General features: G+C 62.5%; 20 protein-coding genes. 9 read left to right on the forward strand and 11 right to left on the reverse strand.

All coding sequences use genetic code 11. From position 1 onward, the window contains the following. Positions 1-32 precede the first annotated feature (32 nt). The 3 genes from ACIOTL_RS13900 (at position 33) to ACIOTL_RS13910 (ending at position 2,610) form a co-directional block, all read left to right on the forward strand. A complete protein-coding gene (locus tag ACIOTL_RS13900; protein ID WP_105657931.1) occupies positions 33-311 on the forward strand; it encodes an HPr family phosphocarrier protein in 279 nt (92 codons plus the stop codon). Positions 312-440: 129 nt separating this feature from the next. Then, complete coding sequence (locus ACIOTL_RS13905) at positions 441-1,745, forward strand: MFS transporter (protein WP_133834942.1); 1,305 nt, start codon at positions 441-443, stop codon at positions 1,743-1,745. 103 nt (positions 1,746-1,848) lie between these two features. Next, positions 1,849-2,610 carry a polysaccharide deacetylase family protein gene (locus ACIOTL_RS13910; protein ID WP_388024613.1) on the forward strand — a complete coding sequence of 254 codons (762 nt, stop codon included), beginning with the start codon at positions 1,849-1,851 and terminating at the stop codon, positions 2,608-2,610. A 19-nt stretch (positions 2,611-2,629) separates the two neighbouring features. Here ACIOTL_RS13910 and ACIOTL_RS13915 read toward each other — a convergent pair whose 3' ends face one another. The 5 genes from ACIOTL_RS13915 to ACIOTL_RS13935 form a co-directional block, all read right to left on the reverse strand. Beyond that, positions 2,630-3,061 carry an SRPBCC domain-containing protein gene (locus tag ACIOTL_RS13915; protein WP_166650869.1) on the reverse strand — a complete coding sequence of 144 codons (432 nt, stop codon included), beginning with the start codon at positions 3,059-3,061 and terminating at the stop codon, positions 2,630-2,632. 142 nt (positions 3,062-3,203) lie between these two features. Then, positions 3,204-3,578 (reverse strand): hypothetical protein, encoded by a 375-nt coding sequence (locus tag ACIOTL_RS13920; RefSeq protein ID WP_105657927.1) that lies wholly within the window; start codon positions 3,576-3,578, stop codon positions 3,204-3,206. Positions 3,579-3,710: 132 nt separating this feature from the next. Continuing rightward, a complete protein-coding gene (locus ACIOTL_RS13925) occupies positions 3,711-5,339 on the reverse strand; it encodes a hypothetical protein (RefSeq protein WP_400343161.1) in 1,629 nt (542 codons plus the stop codon). A 23-nt stretch (positions 5,340-5,362) separates the two neighbouring features. Further along, a complete protein-coding gene (locus ACIOTL_RS13930) occupies positions 5,363-6,646 on the reverse strand; it encodes an AAA family ATPase (protein WP_400343163.1) in 1,284 nt (427 codons plus the stop codon). 135 nt (positions 6,647-6,781) lie between these two features. Beyond that, a complete protein-coding gene (locus ACIOTL_RS13935; RefSeq protein WP_400343165.1) occupies positions 6,782-8,437 on the reverse strand; it encodes a thiamine pyrophosphate-dependent enzyme in 1,656 nt (551 codons plus the stop codon). Between the two features lie 368 nt (positions 8,438-8,805). Between ACIOTL_RS13935 and ACIOTL_RS13940 the strand changes: the two genes are divergently transcribed. After that, entirely contained in the window at positions 8,806-10,335 is a 1,530-nt protein-coding gene (locus ACIOTL_RS13940; protein WP_105657923.1) for a sodium:solute symporter, read from the forward strand. 93 nt (positions 10,336-10,428) lie between these two features. Here the strand turns inward: ACIOTL_RS13940 and ACIOTL_RS13945 are convergent, their stop codons facing one another. The 3 genes from ACIOTL_RS13945 to ACIOTL_RS13955 form a co-directional block, all read right to left on the reverse strand. Continuing rightward, positions 10,429-11,409: a TIGR00730 family Rossman fold protein gene (locus ACIOTL_RS13945; RefSeq protein ID WP_388024617.1), complete on the reverse strand. Its 981-nt coding sequence runs from the start codon at positions 11,407-11,409 to the stop codon at positions 10,429-10,431. Between the two features lie 192 nt (positions 11,410-11,601). Then, on the reverse strand, positions 11,602-12,891 hold the full coding sequence (locus ACIOTL_RS13950; RefSeq protein WP_400343167.1) for an adenylosuccinate synthase: 1,290 nt from the start codon (positions 12,889-12,891) through the stop codon (positions 11,602-11,604). 155 nt (positions 12,892-13,046) lie between these two features. Further along, positions 13,047-13,700, reverse strand: a complete 654-nt coding sequence (locus ACIOTL_RS13955) for a Pr6Pr family membrane protein (RefSeq protein ID WP_105657920.1) — start codon at positions 13,698-13,700, stop codon at positions 13,047-13,049. A gap of 176 nt (positions 13,701-13,876) precedes the next feature. On the opposite strand from ACIOTL_RS13955, the gene ACIOTL_RS13960 reads away from it, so the two are divergent. After that, positions 13,877-14,686 (forward strand): MerR family transcriptional regulator, encoded by an 810-nt coding sequence (locus ACIOTL_RS13960; RefSeq protein WP_400343170.1) that lies wholly within the window; start codon positions 13,877-13,879, stop codon positions 14,684-14,686. Here the strand turns inward: ACIOTL_RS13960 and ACIOTL_RS13965 are convergent. Next, positions 14,671-15,906: an ROK family protein gene (locus ACIOTL_RS13965; protein WP_400343172.1), complete on the reverse strand. Its 1,236-nt coding sequence runs from the start codon at positions 15,904-15,906 to the stop codon at positions 14,671-14,673. The genes ACIOTL_RS13960 and ACIOTL_RS13965 overlap by 16 nt on opposite strands. A 130-nt stretch (positions 15,907-16,036) precedes the next feature. Between ACIOTL_RS13965 and xylA the strand changes: the two genes are divergently transcribed. Genes xylA through ACIOTL_RS13985 form a run of 4 tightly spaced genes read left to right on the forward strand, consistent with a single transcriptional unit; the run spans position 16,037 to position 20,538 of the window. Beyond that, complete coding sequence (xylA, locus tag ACIOTL_RS13970; RefSeq protein ID WP_400343174.1) at positions 16,037-17,224, forward strand: xylose isomerase; 1,188 nt, start codon at positions 16,037-16,039, stop codon at positions 17,222-17,224. 41 nt (positions 17,225-17,265) lie between these two features. Continuing rightward, a complete protein-coding gene (gene xylB, locus ACIOTL_RS13975; RefSeq protein ID WP_400343176.1) occupies positions 17,266-18,693 on the forward strand; it encodes a xylulokinase in 1,428 nt (475 codons plus the stop codon). 9 nt (positions 18,694-18,702) lie between these two features. Continuing rightward, positions 18,703-19,971, forward strand: a complete 1,269-nt coding sequence (locus tag ACIOTL_RS13980) for an FAD-binding protein (protein ID WP_105662645.1) — start codon at positions 18,703-18,705, stop codon at positions 19,969-19,971. Between the two features lie 33 nt (positions 19,972-20,004). Next, on the forward strand, positions 20,005-20,538 hold the full coding sequence (locus tag ACIOTL_RS13985; RefSeq protein ID WP_105657914.1) for a TetR/AcrR family transcriptional regulator: 534 nt from the start codon (positions 20,005-20,007) through the stop codon (positions 20,536-20,538). Positions 20,539-21,160: 622 nt separating this feature from the next. Here ACIOTL_RS13985 and ACIOTL_RS13990 read toward each other — a convergent pair. Then, a complete protein-coding gene (locus ACIOTL_RS13990) occupies positions 21,161-21,784 on the reverse strand; it encodes a thymidine kinase (RefSeq protein ID WP_105658007.1) in 624 nt (207 codons plus the stop codon). 106 nt (positions 21,785-21,890) lie between these two features. Beyond that, positions 21,891-23,273 carry an amino acid permease gene (locus ACIOTL_RS13995; protein WP_400343179.1) on the reverse strand — a complete coding sequence of 461 codons (1,383 nt, stop codon included), beginning with the start codon at positions 23,271-23,273 and terminating at the stop codon, positions 21,891-21,893. Positions 23,274-23,291 lie beyond the last annotated feature (18 nt).

Consider the following 23,291-nt stretch of genomic DNA (forward strand, 5'->3'; position numbering starts at 1 on the left):
TCAACCGTTCAATAGATCCTGAAGGAGCCATCATGGCAGAACGTACAGCAATCATCGGCAGCCGCGTCGGCCTGCACGCCCGCCCGGCAGCCATCTTCGCCGAGGCCGCGGCCGAGGCGCCGGTCGAGGTCACCATCGCCCTTCAGGGCGAGCCCGTGGACGAGGCGCTGGACGCGTCCAGCATCCTCTCGCTGATGGGCCTGGGCGCGGAATACGGAACCACCGTAGTGCTGCGCGCCGAAGGCGAAGGAGCCGAAGCTGCCCTGGAGCAGTTGGCGGCCATCCTGGAAACCGACCACGACGCCGAGTAGCGCGAAGCCGAGCTCCGGGGACCACGCGCCATCGCGTGGTCCCCGGAGTTATTTAATTACCATCCACTGATTGACAAACCTCAATCAGTGGATGGATGATAGTTCCTACGCACTACCGCAGGAGCTTCCATGAGCGCGCTCAAAACCTCTGCACTGCGCCTCATCAAGCCGTTCGCCTACCGCGACTACGCCCTGCTGGCCAGCGCACTTGTCCTCTCCACCTTCGCCGCCGGCATGTGGGCCGTGGCAATGGTCTACCAGGTGCGCCAGCTGGGCGGCGGGCCCATCCAGCTTTCTGCCGTGGCCACCGCCAGTGCCGCCGGGCTGCTCTGCTTCGTGCTGCTCGGCGGGATCATGGCGGACCGCCATTCCTGCCGGCGGATCGTGATGCTGGTCGAGGCGCTGTCGCTGGCGGCCATGGGCATCACCGCGGTGCTGGCCATGGCCGGTGCCCTGGAGCTGTGGCACCTGATGCTCGCCGGCTTCTGCGGCGGGGCCGGGTCGGCCTTCTTCTACCCCGCCTACTCCGCACTGCTGCCCAAGATGCTGCCCGCCGAGCAGCTGCTGGCCGCCAACGGATTGGAAGGGACAGCCCGGCCGGTGGTGCACACCGCCCTGGGCCCGATGGCCGCCGGATTCGTGGTGGCGGGACTCTCGCCGGCGCACGCCATCGTCGGCATCTGCGTAATCCACCTCGCGGCGCTGCTGATGCTGCGCCGGATCCCCAACCGCCAGGCGTACAACGCGCCAGGCCCCGTTGACGGCCAGGGACAGCCCGGGATGTTCCGGCAGCTGCGCGAAGGCATCGGCTATACGGTGCGCACCCGCTGGCTGCTGTGGACGCTGCTGTTCTCGGTCATTTCGGTGTTCACCTTCATCGGGCCCTTCGAGGTGCTGCTGCCCTTCATCGTCAGCGGCAACCTGCACGGGGACGCGAAACTGTTCAGCTTCGCGCTGGCCTTCTTCGGCCTCGGTTCGGCGATCGGCTCGCTGCTGGTCGCGTCCGCGAAATTCCCGCGGCGCTACTTGAGCTTGATGACCGCCTGCTGGTGCCTGGGCACCTTGCCCCTGGCCCTGGTGGGCTACGTCGATGCCGCGTGGATGCTCTTCGCGATCCTGCTGGCCTTCGGCATCACCGACGCCGTGGGCATGGTCATCTGGGGCACCTTGCTCCAGCGCCGGGTTCCCGGACACCTGCTCGGGCGGATCTCCAGCCTGGATTTCTTCGTTTCGCTGGCGCTGATGCCGCTGTCCATGGCGGCGGCGGGACCTTTGACCCAGGTGCTCAGCTTGCAGGCGATATTCGTCATTGCCGGCCTCGCCTCGCCGCTGTTCGGAATCATCGCATGGTGGGCCGGGAAATTTGCCCGCGACGAAATAGCGCATCCGCTCTCGGACCCCGTTCCGGCGGAGCTGGACGGCGAGCGCAGTTGACCGGTTGCGACCAGCTGGCGCTGGGCCGGCACTGATCAAACTCCCAGCAGATATTCGCGTGTAGTTCCCGGGCACGGACCGGGCATGACGGGAAGGTGGAAGGATGACTTCTCGATTGCCCGACATGGCGCGCCTGGCCCTGTTGGCGCTGTTGGCGCTGGGCCCGGCATTCCTGGTTTCCTGTTCCCCTGCACCAGCGCCTGCTCCCGATACGCAGCCCACGGGCTCCGCGGCAAGCGAGCAGGTGGATTGCGCCGTGGCTCGATGCGTGGCGCTGACCTTCGATGACGGACCTGGCCAGTACACCGGGCGGCTGCTCGACGAGCTGAAGGCCGCGGATGCGCCAGCCACCTTCTTCATGGTCGGGAAGAACATTGCCAAATACCCCGACGCGGTCAAGCGCATGGCTGCCGAAGGCCACCAGCTGGGCAGCCATACCTGGGACCATGCGGATCTCACGACGCTGACCAGAGAACAGATCCAGCATGAGCTGGGATGGACCAGCGAAGCGGTAGAAAAGGCCTCCGGCCACGAGCCCACCGTCTTCCGCCCGCCCTATGGGAATCACGGTGCCGTCTATGACCGGCTGGTGCCCTACCCGTTGGTGCTGTGGGATGTTGACACCCTGGATTGGAAGCACCACGATCCGGAGAAAACGGTGCGCATCGCCATGGACGAAGTCCATCCGGGCTCCATCATCTTGATGCATGACATCCATGAGAGCTCAGTCAAGGCACTGCCGGATCTCGTGGAGAAGCTGAAGGCCGAGGGCTACACCCCGGTCACCGTGGACCAGCTATTCAATGGCCAGCTGGAGAATTCGACGGCCTATGCTTCGGCTCCTGCTCCCGGCGCGACGAAATAGTCTTGCGCCGCGCAGGTGCTCAGGGGGCCTGCTCTGCGTACAGCCGCAGCTGGTCCAGCTTGTCCCCTTCGCTTTCGCGGATATTTGCCGCCAGCTCCTCGCACTGCTCCACCGTCAGATCCGGGTTGATGATTGCCACCTGCAGCACTACCTCGGTATGCCCCGCGTCGTCCTTCAGGTCGTAGCGGTAGGAGAGCCCATCGGGATTCTCCGAGGTGTGCAGGATCAGCAAGCGGTTCTCGATCAGGTCATGGACGCGATACACGCGTTCATGGCCGGCAACGCGGTATACCAGCTGGGTGCCGACCTTGAGCTGCGGGTCGTCCGAATGCATGGAGCCGATCCCATGGATCCACAAGGGTGTTGCTGCCCAATCGGTAAGCAGCTCCCAGACACGGTGCACCGGCAGGTGAATGACCACGGTGCTCTCGAAAACGCTGAACTGGCTCATATCCGCATAGTGCCACCCTCGGCGGCCAAATGGAATAGCTTCATGGCTGTTGGCATGCAATCCGGTTTCCGGCCGCCTGCAGCAAAGGCCGGCACCCAGCGCGCGTACGCTGCTGGGTGCCGGCCCCTGGGCGGCAGAAGGCTTACCAGTCTTCTTCGTCGTCGCCATCCGCCTCGGAGATACCGAGTTCCGGCTCATTCTCGAGGTCGAAGTTGTACCAGGCCTCGGTGAAGTCAACCATCGCATCCAACGCGTCCTGCGCATCGGAATCCAGGGCTTCCAGCGCCTCTGGGCTGTTGAGCACTGCGGTCACCGCGAGGAATGGGTGATTATCGAAGTAATCGGTGGGGGTGGCCTCCCCATTGAACGTCAAGTTCTCGCTCTGCGCGAATAGGTCGACGTACTGAGCCACTGCCTCGGGCAGACGGCTCAGATTAATGCCAGTCAGGGACTCATTGTAGATTTCAGCAGTTGCGTCAGCCCACTGCTCAATGAGCTCTTCGCTCATCTGTGCCATCAGATTATCCACCTCGTGGTTGGGGTTCTAGTGCTCACGGGAATCGGTAGCAATTCATCTTATTTCTTCAGCGGGCGCGTGCCAAGACAGAAAGGCCCACGGCGTTGTGATCTTTTCCGCGTAGGTTCCTGCTCACTGGTTCGGGACGCCGAGGGACGGAATATCGGGCATGTCCGGCAGCGAAGGGATCGAGTATTCACGGGGCTGGGAATCCGGAGTTTCCACATCCTTGAGCTGATTCAGCAAGTCTTCGTCGAGGACGCTATCCTGGCTTGGATGACGGGGCTCCGGTGGCGAATCCAGCGAACCCTCCACTCCCGATACGAGCAGCCCCAGCGAAGCAGCTGCGGCAAGCAGTCCGGCGAACAGATGCACTCCGATGAAATACAGGCCGCCGATATTGCCGCGCAGCATGGCCCAGTTCCGGTTTTTGGCCGAGGAGCTGACAGCCAGCCCGTAGGCGAAGGCATTTTCCTTGAACCCCAGGCGGACTTGGGCTGCCAGCAAGGAGACTCCGGGTACCAGCAGTCCGGCGGCCACCGATCCGGCTGGCACGGCAGCGATCCTGCTTTCATTGGCCAAGCAAATCCCTAAGAGCACTAGCTGGATGAGCGCCAGGCACGCCCGCTTCCAGAAGCCAGCCGCGTGCAAGCCGCTGCACCGGACCAGGTACCGGCGTTGCTCGTGGCGGTCGGAGCCCTTTCTTGGCGGGCCAGCATTTTCTTGCAGGATCCACAGTGCTCCTAGCTGGCTTGCCAGCACACCGAGCAGCATCACGATGATGCCAGCCACCGGCAGGAAACAGCCCAGGACCGCTCCGCTCGTGCTCAGGAGCCAACCAATCCGGTAGGAGCGAATAGCTCGGGGCAGTTTGGGGAAGCGCGCATCAATGTCCTTGGCGTAGCCGGCGGGCAACGACCTGGCCGCCTTGCTGTACGCCTTCTTGTTCCACCATCCAAAGAGCCCGGCCACGATGGCAATGGCGGCAATCGCCAGCAGTGCCCCGGTTCCACCAGCCCGCTGCCCCAGGGCGGCGGCAACTGCCAGCACCGGAGTGAAAAGCCAGAACCGATTAGCGTAGGCAGTTTGCTTCGCAACGAAGGTTTCCGCGTAGTCCTGATGCAGGCCTTCGTTCATCGGATCCATGGATATCAATCCACGCAGCACATCGCCTTGTTCTCCGACGATTTTTTCGCCATTGCCGATACTTCCGGCCGCCCGCAACAGCCCCTGGTGATTGGGGTCGATCTGCAGCCCGGATTGGAGGAATCCGAGAGCCGCCAGGTTGTCATCTTGGGCTTCGGCAGCAATTGCCGCGCCCTGGTAGTAATCGGGGTTCCCCGGCTCCAGCCGAATCGCGTGCTCGATGGCTTGGCGGGCCAGCACCCTGTCATCGTTGCTCCGAATATCGCTGAGCGTGATCATGCTCAGCCAGTAGTGCCCGTTGCCGTATTCCGGTTCCGTTTCGATTACCTGCCGGATCGCCAGCAGCGCCTCCTCCCGTCGATGCTGGCGCATCAGGGCGATGGCCAGGCACTCCCCGGCCACCGGGTTGGCAGGATCCAGATTCAGCCCGGCTCTGGCAGCGGACTCCGCTTCGGCCCACTGCTTGAGGCTCAAATGGCATGACGAATAGAGGATCCAGAAGGCAGGGACCTGATGGTGCTCGTTGAGGTTATCCTTCAGCAAGGCAATCGCTTCGGTTTCCCGTCCGATCGCCAGGTGGTGGGTGATCCGGTGATGCAGTCGCTCGAATTCCATGCGGTGTACTCCCCCGGTGCTTTCTAGAGCATGTTCTGCGAAACCAGATACTCGGATAAATCATCGTAGCGGCCATGCTGGTTGCTGAAGCGCACCACATTTCGCGCGGATTCCAGCCACGGCAAAGTCGACGCCTTGATTTCCGCCAGGGCAGTTCTGATATGGCCCATGTCCAAGGGGAGAACCTCGTTGCGCTCGATGGATTGCATCATTGCCTTCTCGGCGGCAGTGGTGCACACGTGCTCCAGGTCCGCGCCCGAGAATCCGTCGGTCTGTGCCGCAATCCATTCCAGGGCGATTCCGGCAATCGGGCGGTTCTTCAGGTGGTACCGCAAGATGGACTCACGTGCCGGCGCGTCCGGCGGAGTCACCAGCAGGGTCCGGTCCAACCGGCCTGGACGCAGCAGTGCTTCGTCCAGATCCCATGGGTGGTTGGTAGCCCCCAGAACGTAAAGGCCATCGTTGTTTCCCGCAAGCGAATCCATCTCGATCAGCAGCTGATTGACCATCTGGCGCATCCACGCGCCCGATCCAGTCAGCGAACCGCGGCGGATGCCGATGGCATCAATCTCATCGATGAAGAGAACCGTTGGAGCATTCTTGCGGGCCTGGTCGAAAATCGCCTTGAGCCGCTTTTCCGTTTCACCGATGTAGGAGTCAACCACATCGGTAATGGTGACAGACATGAAATTGGCTTTCAGCTCACCGGCCACCGCGCGAGCCAGGAAAGTCTTGCCGCATCCCGGTGGCCCATACAGCAGCAGCCCGCCGCGCAATGATTTGCCAAAAGCCTTGGCAATTGCGGCGTTGCGCATCGGTGCCAGGAAGGATTCGTGCAGGCGGTCCTTGACCGCCTGCAAGCCACCCACATCATCCAGGGTGACTCCCGGTCCGGCCGGGTTCTCGATGGGAGCTTCCGGAACATCGGACCCCGCATCTGAATGCAGTGGGACCCGTCCTTCAATAAAGGGCGCCGGCAGCGAACTGCCGAGTTCCTTGGAACCTGCTTCCCAGTCGTAGCCTGGTGGCGTATCGTTCTGCTGGTTTCCAGCCGGCGCGGCATCCGCTGCGGGTGCGACGGGCGCCTGCGGGGCCATCGTTGCGGCCATCGACGCGCTGATCGCTCCAAGCATTCCCAGCGCGGACGCGTTCCCCGGATCCTGCTGCAGCACGATGCTGACATGGGACAGCGCTTCGGCGGATCGACCGGCACCATCGAGCTGTTCAGCCAGGTGCAATCGCAGGGCATGGTCGTCCGGCGCTGCTTCTACGGCCCGGAGAAGGCTAGCAATAAGGGCATCGTTCATTCTAGGGCCGCTCCACGGTTGAAGGTCTCGGTCTGTTGCCTCTGCTGGTTAAAGCATCCAGCGGGTATCGCTAGAAACGACACCCGCTGGAATTATACGTCGCAGACCCGACTGTTCGCTGAGCGCACCCAGTGCCTAGTAGGCCTTGATTCCCTGCTCTACCACCAAATGGATCAACGCGAATTTCTTGTTTTCGTCAATGGCCTTCAGCGCATTTTCCAGGGCAGCCGGGACATCTGAATCATTCTCGACGCGGACGCCGAACCCGCCGAAGGACTGCGCCATCAGCGCGAAGTCGGGGTTGGCCAACTGGGTTCCGGAAACCCGTTCCGGGTACTGGCGTTCCTGGTGGGTGCGGATGGTGCCGTACTGCTGGTTGTCCATGACGATCACCAGCGGGGTGGCGCCGTACTGGGCAGCGGTAGCCAGCTCCTGGCCATTCATCAAGAACTCGCCGTCACCTGCGATGGTCACCACGCGGCGCCCCGGGTAGTTCAGCGAAGCGGCGACGGCGGAAGGAATCGAGTAGCCCATGGAACCGTTGCGTGCCGAGAGCATCGAAGCGTAGCCGTTGGTTGGGAAGTAGCGGTGGGCCCAGTTGGTGTGCTCGCCAGCGCCGAAGGTCACCAGGGCGTCTTCGGGCAGGGATCCAACCAGATTAGCCATCATGGTCGCCATCCTCGCCTGGCCCGCGGAAGGCTGCGCTGGTGGAAGTTCGGCGAACTTCTCCTGCTCGCCGCGCATCCGGGAAGTCCACTCCTTCCAGGATTCCTTGACCGGCAAATCCATCAGCAGCAGGTCGCGAACGAAGACATCGGGCTTGGCGACAATCTGGTGCGATACCGGGCCGGAACGTCCGCGCAGCGACGGGTCGATGGTGACCAGGAAGTTCTTCTTGTCCCAGTTCTGGCGGACATTGAAGCCGTCGGTGATGACGTCGCCTGGAACCGTGCCGACGAAGATCAGCAGATCAGTCTCTTCCAGCAGGTCATAGGTCGGCTTGGGGCGGCCGTAGCCGATCGGGCCAACATAGGATGGCGAGTTGAAAGGCACGGTACCCTCGCAACGCCATTCGGCAGCGGCTGGCAGGTCGTGTTCCTCGAGCCAACGAGTGAAGTCCGCTGCGCCTTCGTGGGACCAGTCGTTGCCGCCGAAAATGAACAGCGGCTTATCCGCTTCCTGCAAGGCAGTATTCAGCGCCTTCCAGTCGGTCACGGTCATGCCGCCGGTAGCCACCGGGATTTCCGGATGGACTTCGGCGGAAACTTCGTTGCGGATGATGTCTTCTGGCAGGCCGACGACCACCGGGCCCGGGCGTCCGGACATGGCAGCGAACATGGCCTCGGCGACGACTTCGCTGGCGCGATCGGCGTGGTCCAGGATCATCACGCGCTTGGCGCCGGTGCCGAACCATGCCTTGGGATCGAATTCCTGGAAGGCTTCCTTTTCACGGTGCTCGAACGGGATCAGCCCCACGAATAGCACCAGCGGGGTCGAATCCTGCCATGCGGTATGCAGGCCGACGTGGGCGTTGGCAGCTCCCGGGCCACGGGTCACCATGGCAATGCCGGGGCGCTGGTGCATCTTGCCTTCGGCTTCGGCCATGTAGGTGGCTCCGCCTTCGTGGCGGCAGACCACGGTTTCGATTGGCGAGTTGTGCAGCCCATCAAGGACATCCAGGTAGCTTTCACCCGGCACCACGTAGGCGCGTTCCACGCCGTGCGCGGCAAGCGTGTCGACAATGACGTGTCCGGCCGACTTCTTTGTCAGGCCCTGACCATTTTCACTCATCTTCTAGGCGTCTTTCTGGTTTCGAGAAATCGTCTGACGCAACGGCGGAGAAAACGGCCCTGCTGGCCAATGATGCAACGCTGCGTCAACGTGAAACAGTACTAAACAAGCTGCGATTGCACACATTGCCGATCGAATGCTACGCATATGTGACACGATGCCGTATGTGAATCATATTTGAGTGCAAAATGTCTAGAAAGTTTCACTGAATGGAACGGTTTGCTTCGTCACATTGCGGCTGGCCAGAGCAGTGCGGTGGGCAATGTTCGCGATTTCCGTTGATCGGCAGCGCCAGCGCTAGTAGCCTGTGATGCAACAAAAGTTTACTTAAGGTAAGCGCTGCTTTTATCCGGACATCGAGGTTCTCCATGGAATTCATCAACGGCGCGATTGTCGCCGCCTACCTGGCCGCAATGCTGGCCTTTGGCTGGTGGGGCAAATCCCGCACCAAGAACAGCAGCGACTATCTGGTGGCCGGCCGGCGCCTGGGCCCCTTCCTCTACACCGGAACCATGGCGGCGGTGGTGCTCGGCGGAGCCTCGACCGTGGGCGGCGTTGGCCTGGGCTACAAGCACGGGATCTCCGGCATGTGGCTCGTGGTGGCTATTGGCGCAGGCGTGATCCTGCTGTCGCTGGCTTTCGCCCCGACGCTGCAGAAGCTCAAGGTCTTCACCGTTTCGCAGATGCTGACCCTGCGCTACGGCAGCGCGGCGGCAACCAATACCTCCGGCATCGTCATGCTGGCCTACACGCTGATGCTCTGCGCCACCTCAACCAGCGCCTACGCCACCATTTTCGTGGTGCTCTTCGGCTGGGAGAAATGGCTGGCCATCGCCATCGGCGGCGCCATCGTAGTCATCTACTCCACTATCGGCGGCATGTGGTCCATCACCCTGGCCGACCAGGTGCAGTTCGTCATCAAGACCGTCGGCATCTTCGCCCTGATGCTGCCATTCTCCATGAATGCCGCAGGCGGCATGGATGGCATCCGCGAGCGCGTGGGCGCCGAATTCTTCAGCTTCACCGGCATGGGGCTGCAGTCGATCATCACCTACTTCGTGGTCTACACCTTGGGCTTGCTGATCGGCCAGGATATCTGGCAGCGCGTTTTCACCGCCAAAACCCCGAAGGTCGCCCGCTGGGGCGGGATGACCGCCGGCATCTACTGCATCTTCTACGGTGCTGCCGGCGCACTGATTGGCATGGCCGCGAAGGTGGCGCTGCCGAACATCGCCGGCGCGGCGGATAACAAGGACGTGGTTTATGCCGAGGTCGCCACTCAGTTGCTGCCCGTTGCGGTGGGCGGATTGGTCATGGCCGCGGCCGTGGCCGCGATGATGTCCACCGCTTCCGGTGCGCTGATCGCCGCCGCCACCGTGGCCCGCACCGACGTCACCCCATTTGTCGCCAGCTGGTTCGGCAAGCACTTGGAAGTGAATACCGATGAGAACCCGGAGCATGACGTGCGCGCAAACCGCATCTGGGTCATGGCCTTGGGCGTCGTGACGGTCGCGCTGGCGATCTTGGTGGATGACGTGGTCGCAGCATTGACCATTGCCTATGACATCCTGGTGGGCGGATTGCTGGTGGCAATCATCGGCGGCCTGCTGTGGAAGCGCGGCAACGGCCTTGGCGCTACGGCCTCCATGGCTGCCGGATCGATAGCTACTTTGGGCACCATGATCATCTTGGAGATCCAGGCCGAGAACAAGTTCGACGGCGTCTATGCCAATGAGCCGATCTACTATGGCCTGATCGCTTCGGCAGCAGCGTTCATTGCTGTTTCGCTATTGACCAAGTCGACGGACCGACAGGTGATTGAGCACTGGAACCTGCGGGTTGCGGGCAAGATCCAGGACGCTCCGGTCAATGCCACGGCACAAGAGCCTACGCTCTAGTCCGCCAGGAATACCGAGTCGAGCAGATAGATTCGAGCCCTGTGCCCAGCGGTGAAAACCGCTGGGCACAGGGCTCGTTTGGTTCATCGAGCTTCAGTTCTTGGAACCGGCGCCCCATTTTGCCGCTGGCGCTTCCCACGAGGATAGGGCATCCAAAAGCGCTTCCGGTTCGCTGGCGACCACCAATGAGTCACGGAACTTCGGGGCCAGGAAACCCTGATCCGTCATGTGATCCAGCATGCTCAGCAGCGGCTGCCAGAATCCGTCGACATCCAGGAGTGCTACCGGTTTTGCGTGGATTCCAAGCTGTTGCCAAGTCCATACTTCAAAGAGCTCTTCCAACGTTCCGGCGCCACCAGGCAGGGCGACAAAACCATCAGCCAGTTCTGACATGCGGTGCTTGCGAGCATGCATGTCGGGCACAACTTCCAAGCTCGTTAATCCTGGATGCGCCAGTTCACCATCAACCAGGACCTGCGGCATAACTCCGAAAACGTCTCCACCGGCCGCTCGGGCAGCATCAGCAATTGATCCCATCAGGCCTACCCGTCCGCCGCCGTAGACGATGGCTCGACCCGAGGCAGCAACAGTGCGCGCGAAGTTTTCTGCCGCCTGCTCATAAATAGGTGAATTGCCCGAAGCGGAGCCGGTGAAAACTGCCAGCCTTCGAATCTTTCGGTGCTGGGCGGCCAAGACTGGGAAGACCACGTCTTTGAGCAAAGGAGCGAGCTCATCCAGTTCCGCTAATGGGTCAATCCACCGCAGCTGTTCAATTTCGGCCAGAGGTTCAGCAATCGGTACCAACGGATGTTCAAATACGGTGGCTTGAACGCTATGCCCTTCTTCGTTAGCCGCCGGGGCCGTGAAGGTTCCAATGAGACGCAGCAATGCTGAATCCAAGCTCACTCCCAGCTCTTCGCTCACTTCTCGCATCGCTGCATCAATAGCCGCTTCCCCTGGCTCTGGCTTGCCACCAGGGAACATGAATGATGCCGTACCCCGTTTGCGGACTGTCAGAACCTGCCCCGCATCGTTTCTGAAAATGACGGCGCTGACAATAATCTGTTCTGGCATTCGAGTTCCTTCTTGGTACATCCGCATACTGGTTGCGCCTGTTCGGCACAACCGGCAGGCACCATTCAATCCTAGAGTTTCATCTGGGTGTGACTGGATCTCGTGGCCAACATGCTTTGGCGCTACGCAAACGAAAAGGAGCCGCCGCAGTTCATCAGCTGATGAACTGCGGCGGCTCCTTGGCTACAGGAACTAGTCCTGGATCAGATCGTGGCGCACGATGGTCTGATCGCGGTCCGGTCCTACGCCGATGGCGGAGATCCGGGTGCCGGAGATCTTCTCCAGGGCCAGGATGTAGTTCCTTGCGTTCTCCGGAAGCTCTTCCATGCTCTGCGCACCCGAGATGTCCTCGGTCCAGCCCGGGAAGTACTCGAAGATCGGCTTCGCGTGGTGGAAGTCGGTCTGCGTCATCGGCATTTCGTCGTGGCGCACGCCGTCAACGTCGTAGGCCACGCATACCGGGATCTGCTCAATGTTGGTGAGCACATCCAGCTTGGTGACGAAGTAGTCGGTGAAGCCGTTCACGCGCGAAGCGTGGCGAGCCAGCACGGCGTCGTACCAACCGCAACGACGCGGGCGTCCGGTGTTTACGCCGTATTCGCCACCGGTCTTCTGCAGGTAGAGGCCCATGTCGTCGAACAGCTCGGTAGGGAACGGACCAGCACCCACGCGGGTGGTGTAGGCCTTGATGATGCCGATGGAGCGGGTGATGCGGGTCGGGCCGATGCCCGAACCCACGGACGCGCCACCAGCAGTCGGGTTGGAGGACGTCACGAATGGGTAGGTACCGTGGTCCACGTCCAGGAAGGTGGCCTGGCCGCCTTCCATCAGCACGACCTTGTCCTCGTCCAGAGCCTTGTTCAGCTCGTAGGTGGAGTCGATGACCAGCGGGCGCAGGCGCTCGGCGTAGGAGAGGAAGTACGAGACGATTTCCTCGACCTCGACGCTGCGGCGGTTGTAGATCTTGACCAGCAGCTCGTTCTTCTGGCGCAGTGCGCCTTCGACCTTCTGGCGCAGGATCGATTCGTCGAAGACGTCCTGCACGCGGATGCCCAGGCGTCCGACCTTGTCCATGTAGGCGGGGCCGATGCCGCGGCCGGTGGTGCCGATGGCCCGCTTGCCCAGGAAGCGTTCGGTGACCTTGTCCATGGTCTGGTGGTACGGGGCCACCAGGTGGGCGTTGGCCGAAACGCGCAGCTTCGAGGTGTCGGCGCCGCGCGATTCCAGGCCGTCGATTTCTTCGAAGAGGGCTTCAAGGTTCACCACGCAGCCATTGCCGATAATCGGAGTGGCGTTCGGGGAAAGGATGCCGGCAGGAAGGAGCTTGAGCTCGTACTTCTCGCCGCCTACGACCACGGTGTGCCCGGCGTTGTTGCCGCCGTTTGGCTTCACTACATAGTCGACCTTGCCACCGAGCAGGTCGGTAGCCTTTCCTTTGCCTTCATCGCCCCATTGGGCTCCGACGATCACGATTGCTGGCATGGGATCCTCCCCCTTGCTTAAAGCAGCGGTTGCGGCGTGCTTAGCGCCGTCCCGGCACGGTGCCGGACAAAAAATATGCCCCTGTCCTGCTCACTGAAACCTGAAGGTCCGTTGCAAGAGTTAGGGGCTCTTACGACCAAAGTTTACCGAAACGATTAGCGAATCTCGAGTTGCACGTCACGATGTCGCCCACGCAGGCCATAAGCGACAACCAGAAAAGCTATTCCCGCGAAGAGCACGGCAATGGAAACAACGTACAGGGCAATGACGGGGTATCCCTGATCCGGGTCGAGGAACGGGTAAGGAACCCATCCATCGGACGCTCCGCGAATCAGCACTACCCCGGTCCAGAGCAACGGGTAAATCAGCAATAGCGGCACCGCCCGGTAGGACAGGGAAGTACGGTCCCTGGCCAAGAGCCAATCGGCCAGAACCAGCAGGGGACCGAGAATATGCATTACCCAATTCGCCCAAGGAAGCGGAACCCCGCCTGCGGCCCCTAAGGGTGCCAGCAGCGTGAGGTAGATCAGCCCGACCACGACCATGCACACGCTCGCCATGGCACGCAGGCCCACAACCCAGCGGGGCATCGAAGCACCCTTGGCTAGGCCCATCAGTCCTGCGATAAGCCCGACCAGAACCACCACCAGATTCGACTGGATGGTGAAGTAGCCAAAGAAATTCAGTGGCTGCACCGGGCCCCGTGAGGCAGTGTCGGCGTAGGTCGCCACGATAGCGCCCAGGGTGGCCAGCGCCCACAGTATCCGAGCCAGGTTGAGGAAGCGCAAGGCGGTTTGACGGGTCTTCACCCTGGAAGACTATAGCCAGCTGCTGCCTCATCCAAGGATTCATGCGTAGCTGCTCGGAGATTCCGGAACTTTGCCGGCCGTCAAAACCGCCCGGGAGAACTCTCGCGATGCAACAATTATTCCAGAACCAGCCAAGGGCTTGACCCTGACACAGTGTGAGGGCGGAGAACTGAAGCATGCTATCCATCGGGGCGTTTGCGCAGATCGGCCAGGTTACCCACCGCATGCTGCGGCACTGGGATACCGCCGGGGTGCTCAAGCCCGCCCACGTAGACCCGTGCAGCGGCTACCGTTCCTACGACCCTTCCCAGCTCCAGCGCTTGCATCAGATCGTGGCCTTGCGCGAGCTGGGTTTCGGCCTGGAAGAGGTTTCCCTGATCCTGGATCAGGGAGCCACCGCGAAAAAGATTGCTGAGCACTTGCAGAATCGTGCCGCGCAGGTCGAGGCCGAACACCGGCTGGCCACGCAGCGGCTGCAGGATGTGCAACGGCGCCTGCGCTTGATCTCAAAGGAGAATCTCATGTCACGCATTGAAATCATCCACAAGCCACTGCCCGCAGTGCGCTTGGCCGCAGGCCGCTTCACGGTGTCCGAGCAACCTGAAATCGCTGGTCGCATCGGCCCGCTCTTCGACAGAATCGCGCAGTCCATTCAGGGCCAAAGCCTTGCCACGCCCATTGCGCAATACAACGGAACGGAGGATGGAGTAGAGGTCATTGCCGGATACGCCACTAACGCTCCCAACCTCGCCGATGTCGAAATCATCGAGCTCCCCGCGGTGCCCGAAGCCATCTGCGGAGTGCACCTCGGCTCCATGGACACCATCCATGAAAGCTGGCAGGCCGTGCACGAAGAAGTCCTAGCCCGCGGTTTGGTTCCGACCGGTCCGTGCCGCGAAGTCTACGTGCGTGCCATCTCCGAAGACCAAGGTGATTGGGTGACCGAACTGCAGCAGCCGGTAGGCGTTTCTCAACCCACCAGCTGATGCGGGGCCTCCAACAGGTCCCCCGCCACGCTGCGCGCGGCACCGACCAGCGCACCTGTTTGGCCCAGCGGCGAGCACAGCAGTCGAGCCTGGCCGGCGATGCTCGGCGCGTGCATCTGGAGGCTGGCTTCCATGGCAGGACGTAGCCACTGTTCCAGGGCGGCAAAGTGCCCGCCAAAGACTACCGTGGAAACGTCATACAGGCGCATGGCCGAGGCCACCGCAATTCCCAAGGATTTTCCGGCCTCGGCTACCGCGCTCAGCGCGGGTTCGGTTCCGGTTTCCAGCGCTTGGAATAGCTGGTGGATCCGCCGTTGGCGCGAGGCGCTATCGACCATCGCCCCTAGATCAGCGGCAGCCAGGATCGCTTCCTGCCCGGCAATGGTTTCCAAGCATCCACGACCGCCGCAGCTGCAGGCCCTGCCCTCGGGGGCAATCACCACATGCCCGAGTTCACCGGCGTGTCCCTGGGGACCGGCAAAAAGTTCAGCGTCGATTATCAATCCGCCACCGATGCCCACTTCCCCGGAGACAAACAGGAAGTCGCGTTCTTGGACGTCCATCAACTGCTGCTGGGCCAGCGCTGAGGCGTTGGCTTCGTTAAAGAGCCTGAAGCGGGTTTTGGCGTCGGGCAGCAATGCTGCGACATCCAGGTCTTGCCGCTCCCAGCCGAGGTTAGGGGCCTGCAGGACGGTGTACCGCTCCTCGTTGACCAAACCAGGAACAGCCAACCCGCCGCCGAGAATCATTAGCCCTTGGGCCCGGGCGGCAGCTTGGAGCCTTTGACTCAGCTCTCCCAGCGCAGCGAGCACTTCGCTGGCTGTTGAGCTGTGGTTGGCACTGGGCAGGATTTCGTGTGCCAGCAGTTTGCCGCTGAGGTCCACCAGCCCGGCGGCTATGTAGTCAACGTTGATTTCCATGCCCATGACACAGCGTGCGGGGTTCAGGATGAGCCCCACCGAGGGCCGCCCGCGTTCCCCGTCGCGGTGCACGCCAATTTCGATAACTAGTCCGGCCGCCAGCAAATCGGCGACCAGGCTGGAGACCGAGGCCTTGGTGAGCTGGCTGAGTTGGGCGATATCGGCGCGTGATAACCGCTGGTCTTCCCCTGCGCCTGCGACCACCGATAGGACCCTGGCCAGGTTGGCTTTGCGCACGTCTCCGACGTTACCCGGGGCCGAAGAGCTTGCGGCACGGGCGCTAGACGCTGGTTGGCGCATGCCTTCTCCTTGAGAATTTTTTGGGACGAATCGTTCACTGCTCGCTATTGACTCTAGCGCATCACCACCCATATAGTTCAGGACATAAACTAAATGGCATCAGCCAACCCCCGATCCAAGGATGCATCCCATGACTCTTCAGCCAACCGCCGCCGACCGCTTCACTTTTGGACTGTGGACCGTGGGATGGACCGGTGCCGATCCCTTCGGTGTCGCCACCCGCAAGAACCTGGATCCGGTGGAAGCTGTCCACAAGCTGGCCGAGCTCGGCGCCTACGGCATCACCTTCCACGACAACGACCTGATTCCTTTTGACGCCACCGCTTCCCAGCGCGAGCAGATCCTTTCGGACTTCCGTGCAGCACTCAAGGAAACCGGCCTGAAGGTCCCGATGGTGACCACCAACCTGTTCAGCCACCCGGTATTCAAGGATGGCGGCTTCACCTCCAACGACCGCTCGATCCGCCGCTTCGCGCTGGCCAAGGTCCTGCACAACATCGACCTGGCAGCCGAAATGGGCGCCGAAACCTTCGTCATGTGGGGCGGCCGCGAAGGCGCCGAGTACGACGGCTCGAAGGACCTGGCCGCGGCACTTGACCGCATGGGCGAAGGCGTGGACACCGCAGCCGGCTACATCAAGGACAAGGGCTACAGCCTGCGCATCGCGCTGGAGCCGAAGCCGAATGAGCCACGCGGCGACATCTTCCTGCCCACCGTAGGCCACGGCCTGGCCTTCATCGAGAAGCTGGAACACGGGGACATTGTCGGATTGAACCCGGAGACCGGCCACGAGCAGATGGCTGGCCTGAACTTCACCCACGGCATCGCCCAGGCGCTGTGGGCAGGCAAGCTGTTCCACATCGACCTCAACGGCCAGCGCGGCATCAAGTACGACCAGGACCTGGTCTTCGGCCACGGCGATCTGACCAGCGCCTTCTTCACCGTCGACCTGCTGGAGAACGGCTTCCCGACCGGCGGACCCAAGTACGATGGCCCCCGCCACTTCGACTACAAGCCATCGCGCACCGACGGCTACGACGGCGTGTGGGACTCCGCCAAGGCAAACATGTCCATGTACCTGATGCTCAAGGAACGCGCACAGGCATTCCGCGCAGACCCCGAGGTCCAGGAGGCGATGAAGCTCTCGGGCGTGTTCGAGCTGGGCGAGAGCACCCTGGACGCCGGCGAAACCGCGCAGCAGCTGATGGACGATGCGGCAAGCTTCGCCGACTTCGACGCCAACGCCGCAGCGCAGCGCAACTTCGCGTTCATCCGCCTGAACCAGCTGGCCATCGAGCACCTGCTCAACGCCCGCTAGACCGCTCACCCCCGCCCACCGCAGAAAGCAGCCGAAGAACAATGACGCTCGTTGCCGGCATAGATTCATCCACCCAGTCATGCAAGGTGGTCATCCGCGACGCCGCAACAGGCGCCCTGGTCCGCTCCGGCCGTGCCTCGCACCCCGATGGCACCGAAGTGGATCCGGAATCCTGGTTCAGCGCATTGCAGGAAGCGATCGCCCAGGCCGGGGGCCTGGACGACGTGGACGCCATCTCGGTGGGCGGGCAGCAGCATGGCATGGTGGTGCTCGACGCCAGCGGTGCGGTGATCCGCCCGGCACTGCTGTGGAACGACACCCGCAGCGCGCAGGCGGCCAGCCAGATCATCACCGAGGCAGGCCAGGGCGATGCCGCGGCGGGTGCCCGGTACTGGGCACAGCGCACCGGCACCGTCCCGGTCTCCTCGATCACGCTGACCAAGCTGCGCTGGCTGAGGGACAATGAGCCCCAGAACGCGGCCAAGGTCGCTGCCGTCTGCCTGCCGCACGACTGGCTGTCCTGGCGCCTGGCCGGCTACGGCCCGGGCTCCGGGGCAGCAGGGCTGGCCGCCCTGCGCACCGATCGTTCGGATGCCTCGGGCACCGGCTACTACCGTGCCGCCGAAAACGCCTATGACTACGAGGCGCTGGAGCAGCATCTGGGCCACGCCCCGATTCTGCCTACGGTCGCTGGCCCGCTGGAATCCATTGGCCGCACCGCGTCTGGCGCATTGATCGGTGCCGGCGCGGGCGATAACGCCGCAGCCGGATTGGGCGTAGGCGCCAAGGTGGGCGATGCGGTGATGTCCCTGGGCACCTCCGGCACCGTCTTCGCGGTTGCCGATTCCCCCTCGGCAGATGCTTCCGGCCTGGTGGCAAGCTTCGCCGACGCTACCGGCAACTACCTGCCGTTGGTATGCACCCTGAACGCCACCCGCATCTTCGACGCCACTGCCAGCCTGCTGCAGGCCAGCCTCGAAGAATTCAATGACCTGGCGCTGTCCGCCGCCCCGGGCTGCGACGGCCTGGCCTTGCTGCCCTACTTCGACGGCGAGCGCACCCCTAACCTGCCAGAGGCCACCGGCTCGCTGCATGGCATTACCCGAGCCAACTACACCGCCGCGAATCTGGCCCGCAGCGCGGTGGAAGCGGTAGTTTGCTCGCTGGCCGACGGCCTGCGCGCACTGGAAGCGCAAGGTGTCCAAGCCCAGCGCGTCATCCTGGTCGGCGGGGGCGCTCAGTCCCGCGCGGTCCAGCAGATCGCCGCACAGATCCTGGGCTTGCCAATCCTGGTCCCCGCCCCGGGCGAATACGTGGCCGATGGAGCCGCCCGCCAGGCGGCCGGCGTCCTGGCCGGAGAATTCCCCCACTGGGCACAGGGCACTGCCCAAGTCCCGGCGATGGAACCGGCCCCGCAGGTACTGGAACGCTACCGCGCACTGGTTTCCAGCCAGTGGCTCGACAAGTAGGGAATAGCCTTGGAACTGCGCAACAGGGAACTGAACTGGGCCGGAAATCTTGAATACCGGGCCAAAGAACTGCTCTACCCCACCAGCCTTGAACAGTTGCGGAACCTGGTGCGTGCTGCAAAATCCGTGAAGGTCTTGGGTTCGCGCCATTCATTCAATGACATCGCCGATACCGAGGAGCTGATGATCTCTCTGGCCAAGATGCCAGAAGCCATCGAGATTGATGAGCTGGCCATGGCCGTGCGCGTCAGCGCCGGCACCACCTACGGCGCCCTGGCTGATGCACTGCAACGCGCCGGCTATGCCCTGCACAATCTCGCCTCCCTGCCGCATATCTCGGTTGCCGGGGCGGTATCCACGGGAACCCACGGTTCCGGCGAAACCCATGGCAACCTCGCCACCGCCGTGCGCGCGGTGGAACTGGTGCTGGCCGATGGCTCGCAGCTGAGCGTGAAGCGCGGCGGCGAGGATTTCAATGGCATCGTGGTCGGCCTGGGTGCGTTGGGCGTGCTGACCCACCTCACCTTGGATATCGTGCCCAGCTTCGAGGTGGAGCAGACCGTCTACCAGGACCTGTCCTGGGACAAGGTGCTCGAGGACTTCGACACCATTCAGGCTTCGGCCTACAGCGTCAGCCTGTTCACTGACTGGAGCGGCGAGCAGGTAGGCCAGGCCTGGCTCAAGCGCCGCGTTGGCGACGCGCTGGCAGAGCATATTGACCAGGGCCGATTCGGCGGGTTCCCGGCGACCGCTGCGCTGCACCCGCTGCCCGGCGCCGACGGCGGGATCTGCAGCATCCAGTTGGGCCAGGCCGGTGCATGGTCGGATCGCTTGGCGCATTTCCGCATGGACTTCACCCCCAGTGCCGGCGATGAATTGCAGACCGAATACCTGGTTCCGCGCGAGCACGCAGTCGAAACGATCCAGGCTGTCCGCAGTCTTTCTCCTGCCATCACTCCCCTGCTGCTGGTCTCGGAAGTGCGCACCATTGCCGCCGATGACCTGTGGCTCAGTGGAAACTACGGCCGTGACGGCATTGCCTTGCACTTCACGTGGAAGCCCCAGCAGGAGGCTGTCGAGGCGCTCCTTCCACGGATCGAGGAAGCATTGGCACCTTTTGCGGCACGTCCGCATTGGGGCAAGCTCTTCGCAGCCACCGGCGCGCAACTGGCCGGGCTGTATCCGAAGTTCAACGACTTCATTGCCTTGGCGCAGCGCCTGGATCCGTCCGGCAAGTTCCGCAACGGCTTCCTGAACCGCACGGTGTTTGGAACCTGAACGCGCACAGGCGTTGCGACTAGACTTGTCACCATGGCATTGACTCAGTTAACGGTCGTGGACACCGCGGTCGGCATCCTGCAACAGTTCGGGTTGGCTGATTTGTCGATGCGCCGATTGGCCAAGGAACTTGATGTCCAGGTCGGTGCGCTCTACTGGCATGTGAAGAACAAGCAGGAGCTGCTGGCGCAGGTTGCCGCCCAGCTGCTGAACACCCCTGCGCTGTCGGTGGTTGCCGAGGACTACAATTCCCCATCCGAGGCAATCCTGCAGCTGGCGCGCAAGCTCTACCTCGCGTTGCTGCCGATCCAGGACAGCCCCGAGGTCATCGAAGTCGCCACCGCAATGCAGGCCACCGAGCTCCAGCCGGTGCTGCAGCTTCGCACCCTGCTGGAAGCAGCAGGGCTGCCTGCCGAAAATGCCCGCCATGGACAGCAGCTGCTGCTGAACCACGTGCTCGGCTCGGTCGCCTACCGCCAGAACCTCGTGCAGCTCGATGTCGATGCACCCCTGGCTGACGGCTTCGACTGGGGCCTGCAGCGGGCCGTTGCCGGCCTCATCGGCTAGCGCCTCGCGCCGGGGCGTCCTCAACCAAACTTGCCAGGTAGTCCTTCGCTTCCTGCACCGAGTCGACAAGCAGCCAGGCTGCTTTGCACTGGATCTCCAGTTACGCGAACTCGGCCAAGGCCATATCAGCCACCCAACGCGCAATCACTGGCGTGCCGCACATCCGAGCGGCGGCGATCCGTTCCTGCGCGAAATCCTGGTACGGTTGGGCGTCCTGCGCGCCAGGTCGTGGAGCACTGCCATGGCAACAGCTCCGGCAGTACACCCTTGCTCGATCGCATCATGCGTCAATTCCTTGTTCACGGCTCCCTCCTGGAACCGCTGGCATGTGCTTGCGGCCGGACGCAGGCCGTTCTTTCCGCCATGGGTTTTGCGCCTTCGAGGGATCCTGATGAGCCGGAGGCAAGGCCAGCGGGATGAATTTTCATTCTGCTCTTCGAGCTGGTCGTATCGTTCCCGCGCTTGTCCGATGCCGGGCATATGTTTCACTGTCCGGCACAGGAGCGCATCGATCGGTGCGCGCACGGTCTTGCCTATCGGCGCAACGCGGCACTCGACTGCTACCGGACTAGCCGCCACTGGGCAGACCGGCCGCTGGCTGCCGGTCCGAAAGGCTGCTGAGCTAGCTCAGCTTGCCGCCGGATGCTTCCAGATAGCAGGCAGCGCACAGCGACTCGTACCAGACCTCTTCACCGTCGATAGCGACCTGGTCTCCATCAAAAACAATGTGGTCACCCGATCGGCGGGTATTGAACATGGCCTTGCGCCCGCAGCGGCAGATGGTCTTCAGCTCTTCAAGCGAGTGCGCCAGTTCCATCAAGCGTGCCGAGCCCGGGAAGGCACGGGTGCGGAAGTCGGTACGGATACCGTAGGCAAGCACTGGGACATCATCGAGCACGGCAATGCGCAGAAGATCATCGACCTGGGTGCGGGAGAGGAATTGAACTTCGTCGACCAGCAGGCAGGCTACCGGCGGCGCATCCACATGCGGCAGCAAGGCATCAGGGTCATCGCCGAGGCAATGGGCCGCGAACTTCTCGCGGAGGTTCTCTTCCGGCCCCACGCTGAAGTCGACTTCGCGTTCGATTCCCAGGCGGGAAACGATTGATTTCTCGCCCTTGGTGTCAACCCCCGGCTTGGCCAGCAGGATACGCTGGCCGCGTTCCTCGTAGTTGAAGGCAGCCTGCAGCAAGCTCGTGGATTTGCCCGAGTTCATCGCTCCGTAGCGGAAATACAGCTTGGCCACCATTGCTCCTCGAAAGTTGCGGCGCCTGCCAACCGGCAGGCCCCTTAAGATCTTAGTGCCCGCGCCGCGGATCTCCAGCGAACCAGTACCGCGGACGACTGCCCTGCTACTTCGCCGCAGGCTGTTTCTTGCCGGCGAAAACCAGCCTGTAGAGCACCGACATCACGATGACGAAGGGAACACCGAAGATCAGGGTGTACTTGAATTCCGGCACGAAGAACGAGGTCACCAGCAGGCCGGCGAGCAGTACCGAGCCGAGAATCGACGCGGCCGGGTAGCCTGGCAGCTTGTACTCCAGGACGGCCCGGTCCAGGCGCACCTGGCGGCGGAAGGACACGTGGGTCACCAGGATCATGAACCACGTCGCCAGGGCACCGAAGGTAGCCAGCGACATCATGATGCCGAAGCCTCCCTCCGGAACCAGCGCGTAGACCAGTGCTGCCACGGCGATGCCTCCGGCAGACATCCACACCGCGTGGATAGGAGCGCCCGCGCTGTTGGTCCGGTGTGCCAGGCGCGGCGCGTGCCCGGAATCAGCCAGCGAATGCAGCATGCGGGTTGCCGCATAGAGCTGGGCATTCATGGCCGAGAGCGCGGCAATGATGAGCACGAAGTTCAGTACCGAATCGGCGAACGGGATACCCATCTGGGACATCACAGTGACAAATGGCGATCCGCCGGCCAGCAGTTCGCTGGTGGGCGCCACCGCGAGGATCAGGGCCATGGTGAACACGTAGAAGAGCAGCAAGCGCAGGAAGGAGACCTTGAAGGCCTTGCGTACGGCAATCTTGGGGTTCTTTGCTTCTGCGGCGGCAATGGAGATCGCCTCGATGCCCATGTAGGAGAAGATCGCCACGATGACAGCGGTCCACATGCCGAACAGGCCATTGGAGAAGAAGCCGCCTTCGGCCGAGTAGTTATGGAACCCGTATTGGTCGCTGGGGTCGTGGAACACCAGCCAGAGGGCAATGATGATGAACGCGACCACCGCGAAGACCTTGATCGCGGAGAACCAGTATTCGGTGGTTCCGAAGATCTTCACGCTGGAGAAGTTCACGCCCAAAAGCGCGGCCGAGAAGACAAGGACCCAAACCAGCCTTGGAATCTCGGGGAACCAGTACTGCATGTACTCGCCTACCGCGCTGACTTCGGTGCCCACGGCGAAGATCAGCGCAGACCAGTACAGGTACTTGGTCAGGTACCCGGCGAAACGTCCAAGATAGCGTTCGGCGTAGACCCCGAAGGAACCGGCCACCGGCTGCTTGACGGTCATTTCCGCCAATGCGCCCATGACCAGCAAGGCGACAACCCCGCCAATGAGGTAGCTGATGATCACCGAGGGACCGGCCATGGCGATGGCGAGCTTGCTGCCCGCGAAAAGGCCGGTGCCGATGGCACTGCCCAGCGCGATCATGGACATCTGCCCAGGAGTCAGCGACTTCTTCAAACCCGAACCGACTTCAGTGGCGCGTACCGGCTGCTTGCCCAACGATGCTCCCTTTAGACC

The organism is Glutamicibacter sp. NPDC087673 (assembly GCF_044743255.1).
In the GTDB taxonomy this organism is placed as follows: domain Bacteria; phylum Actinomycetota; class Actinomycetes; order Actinomycetales; family Micrococcaceae; genus Glutamicibacter.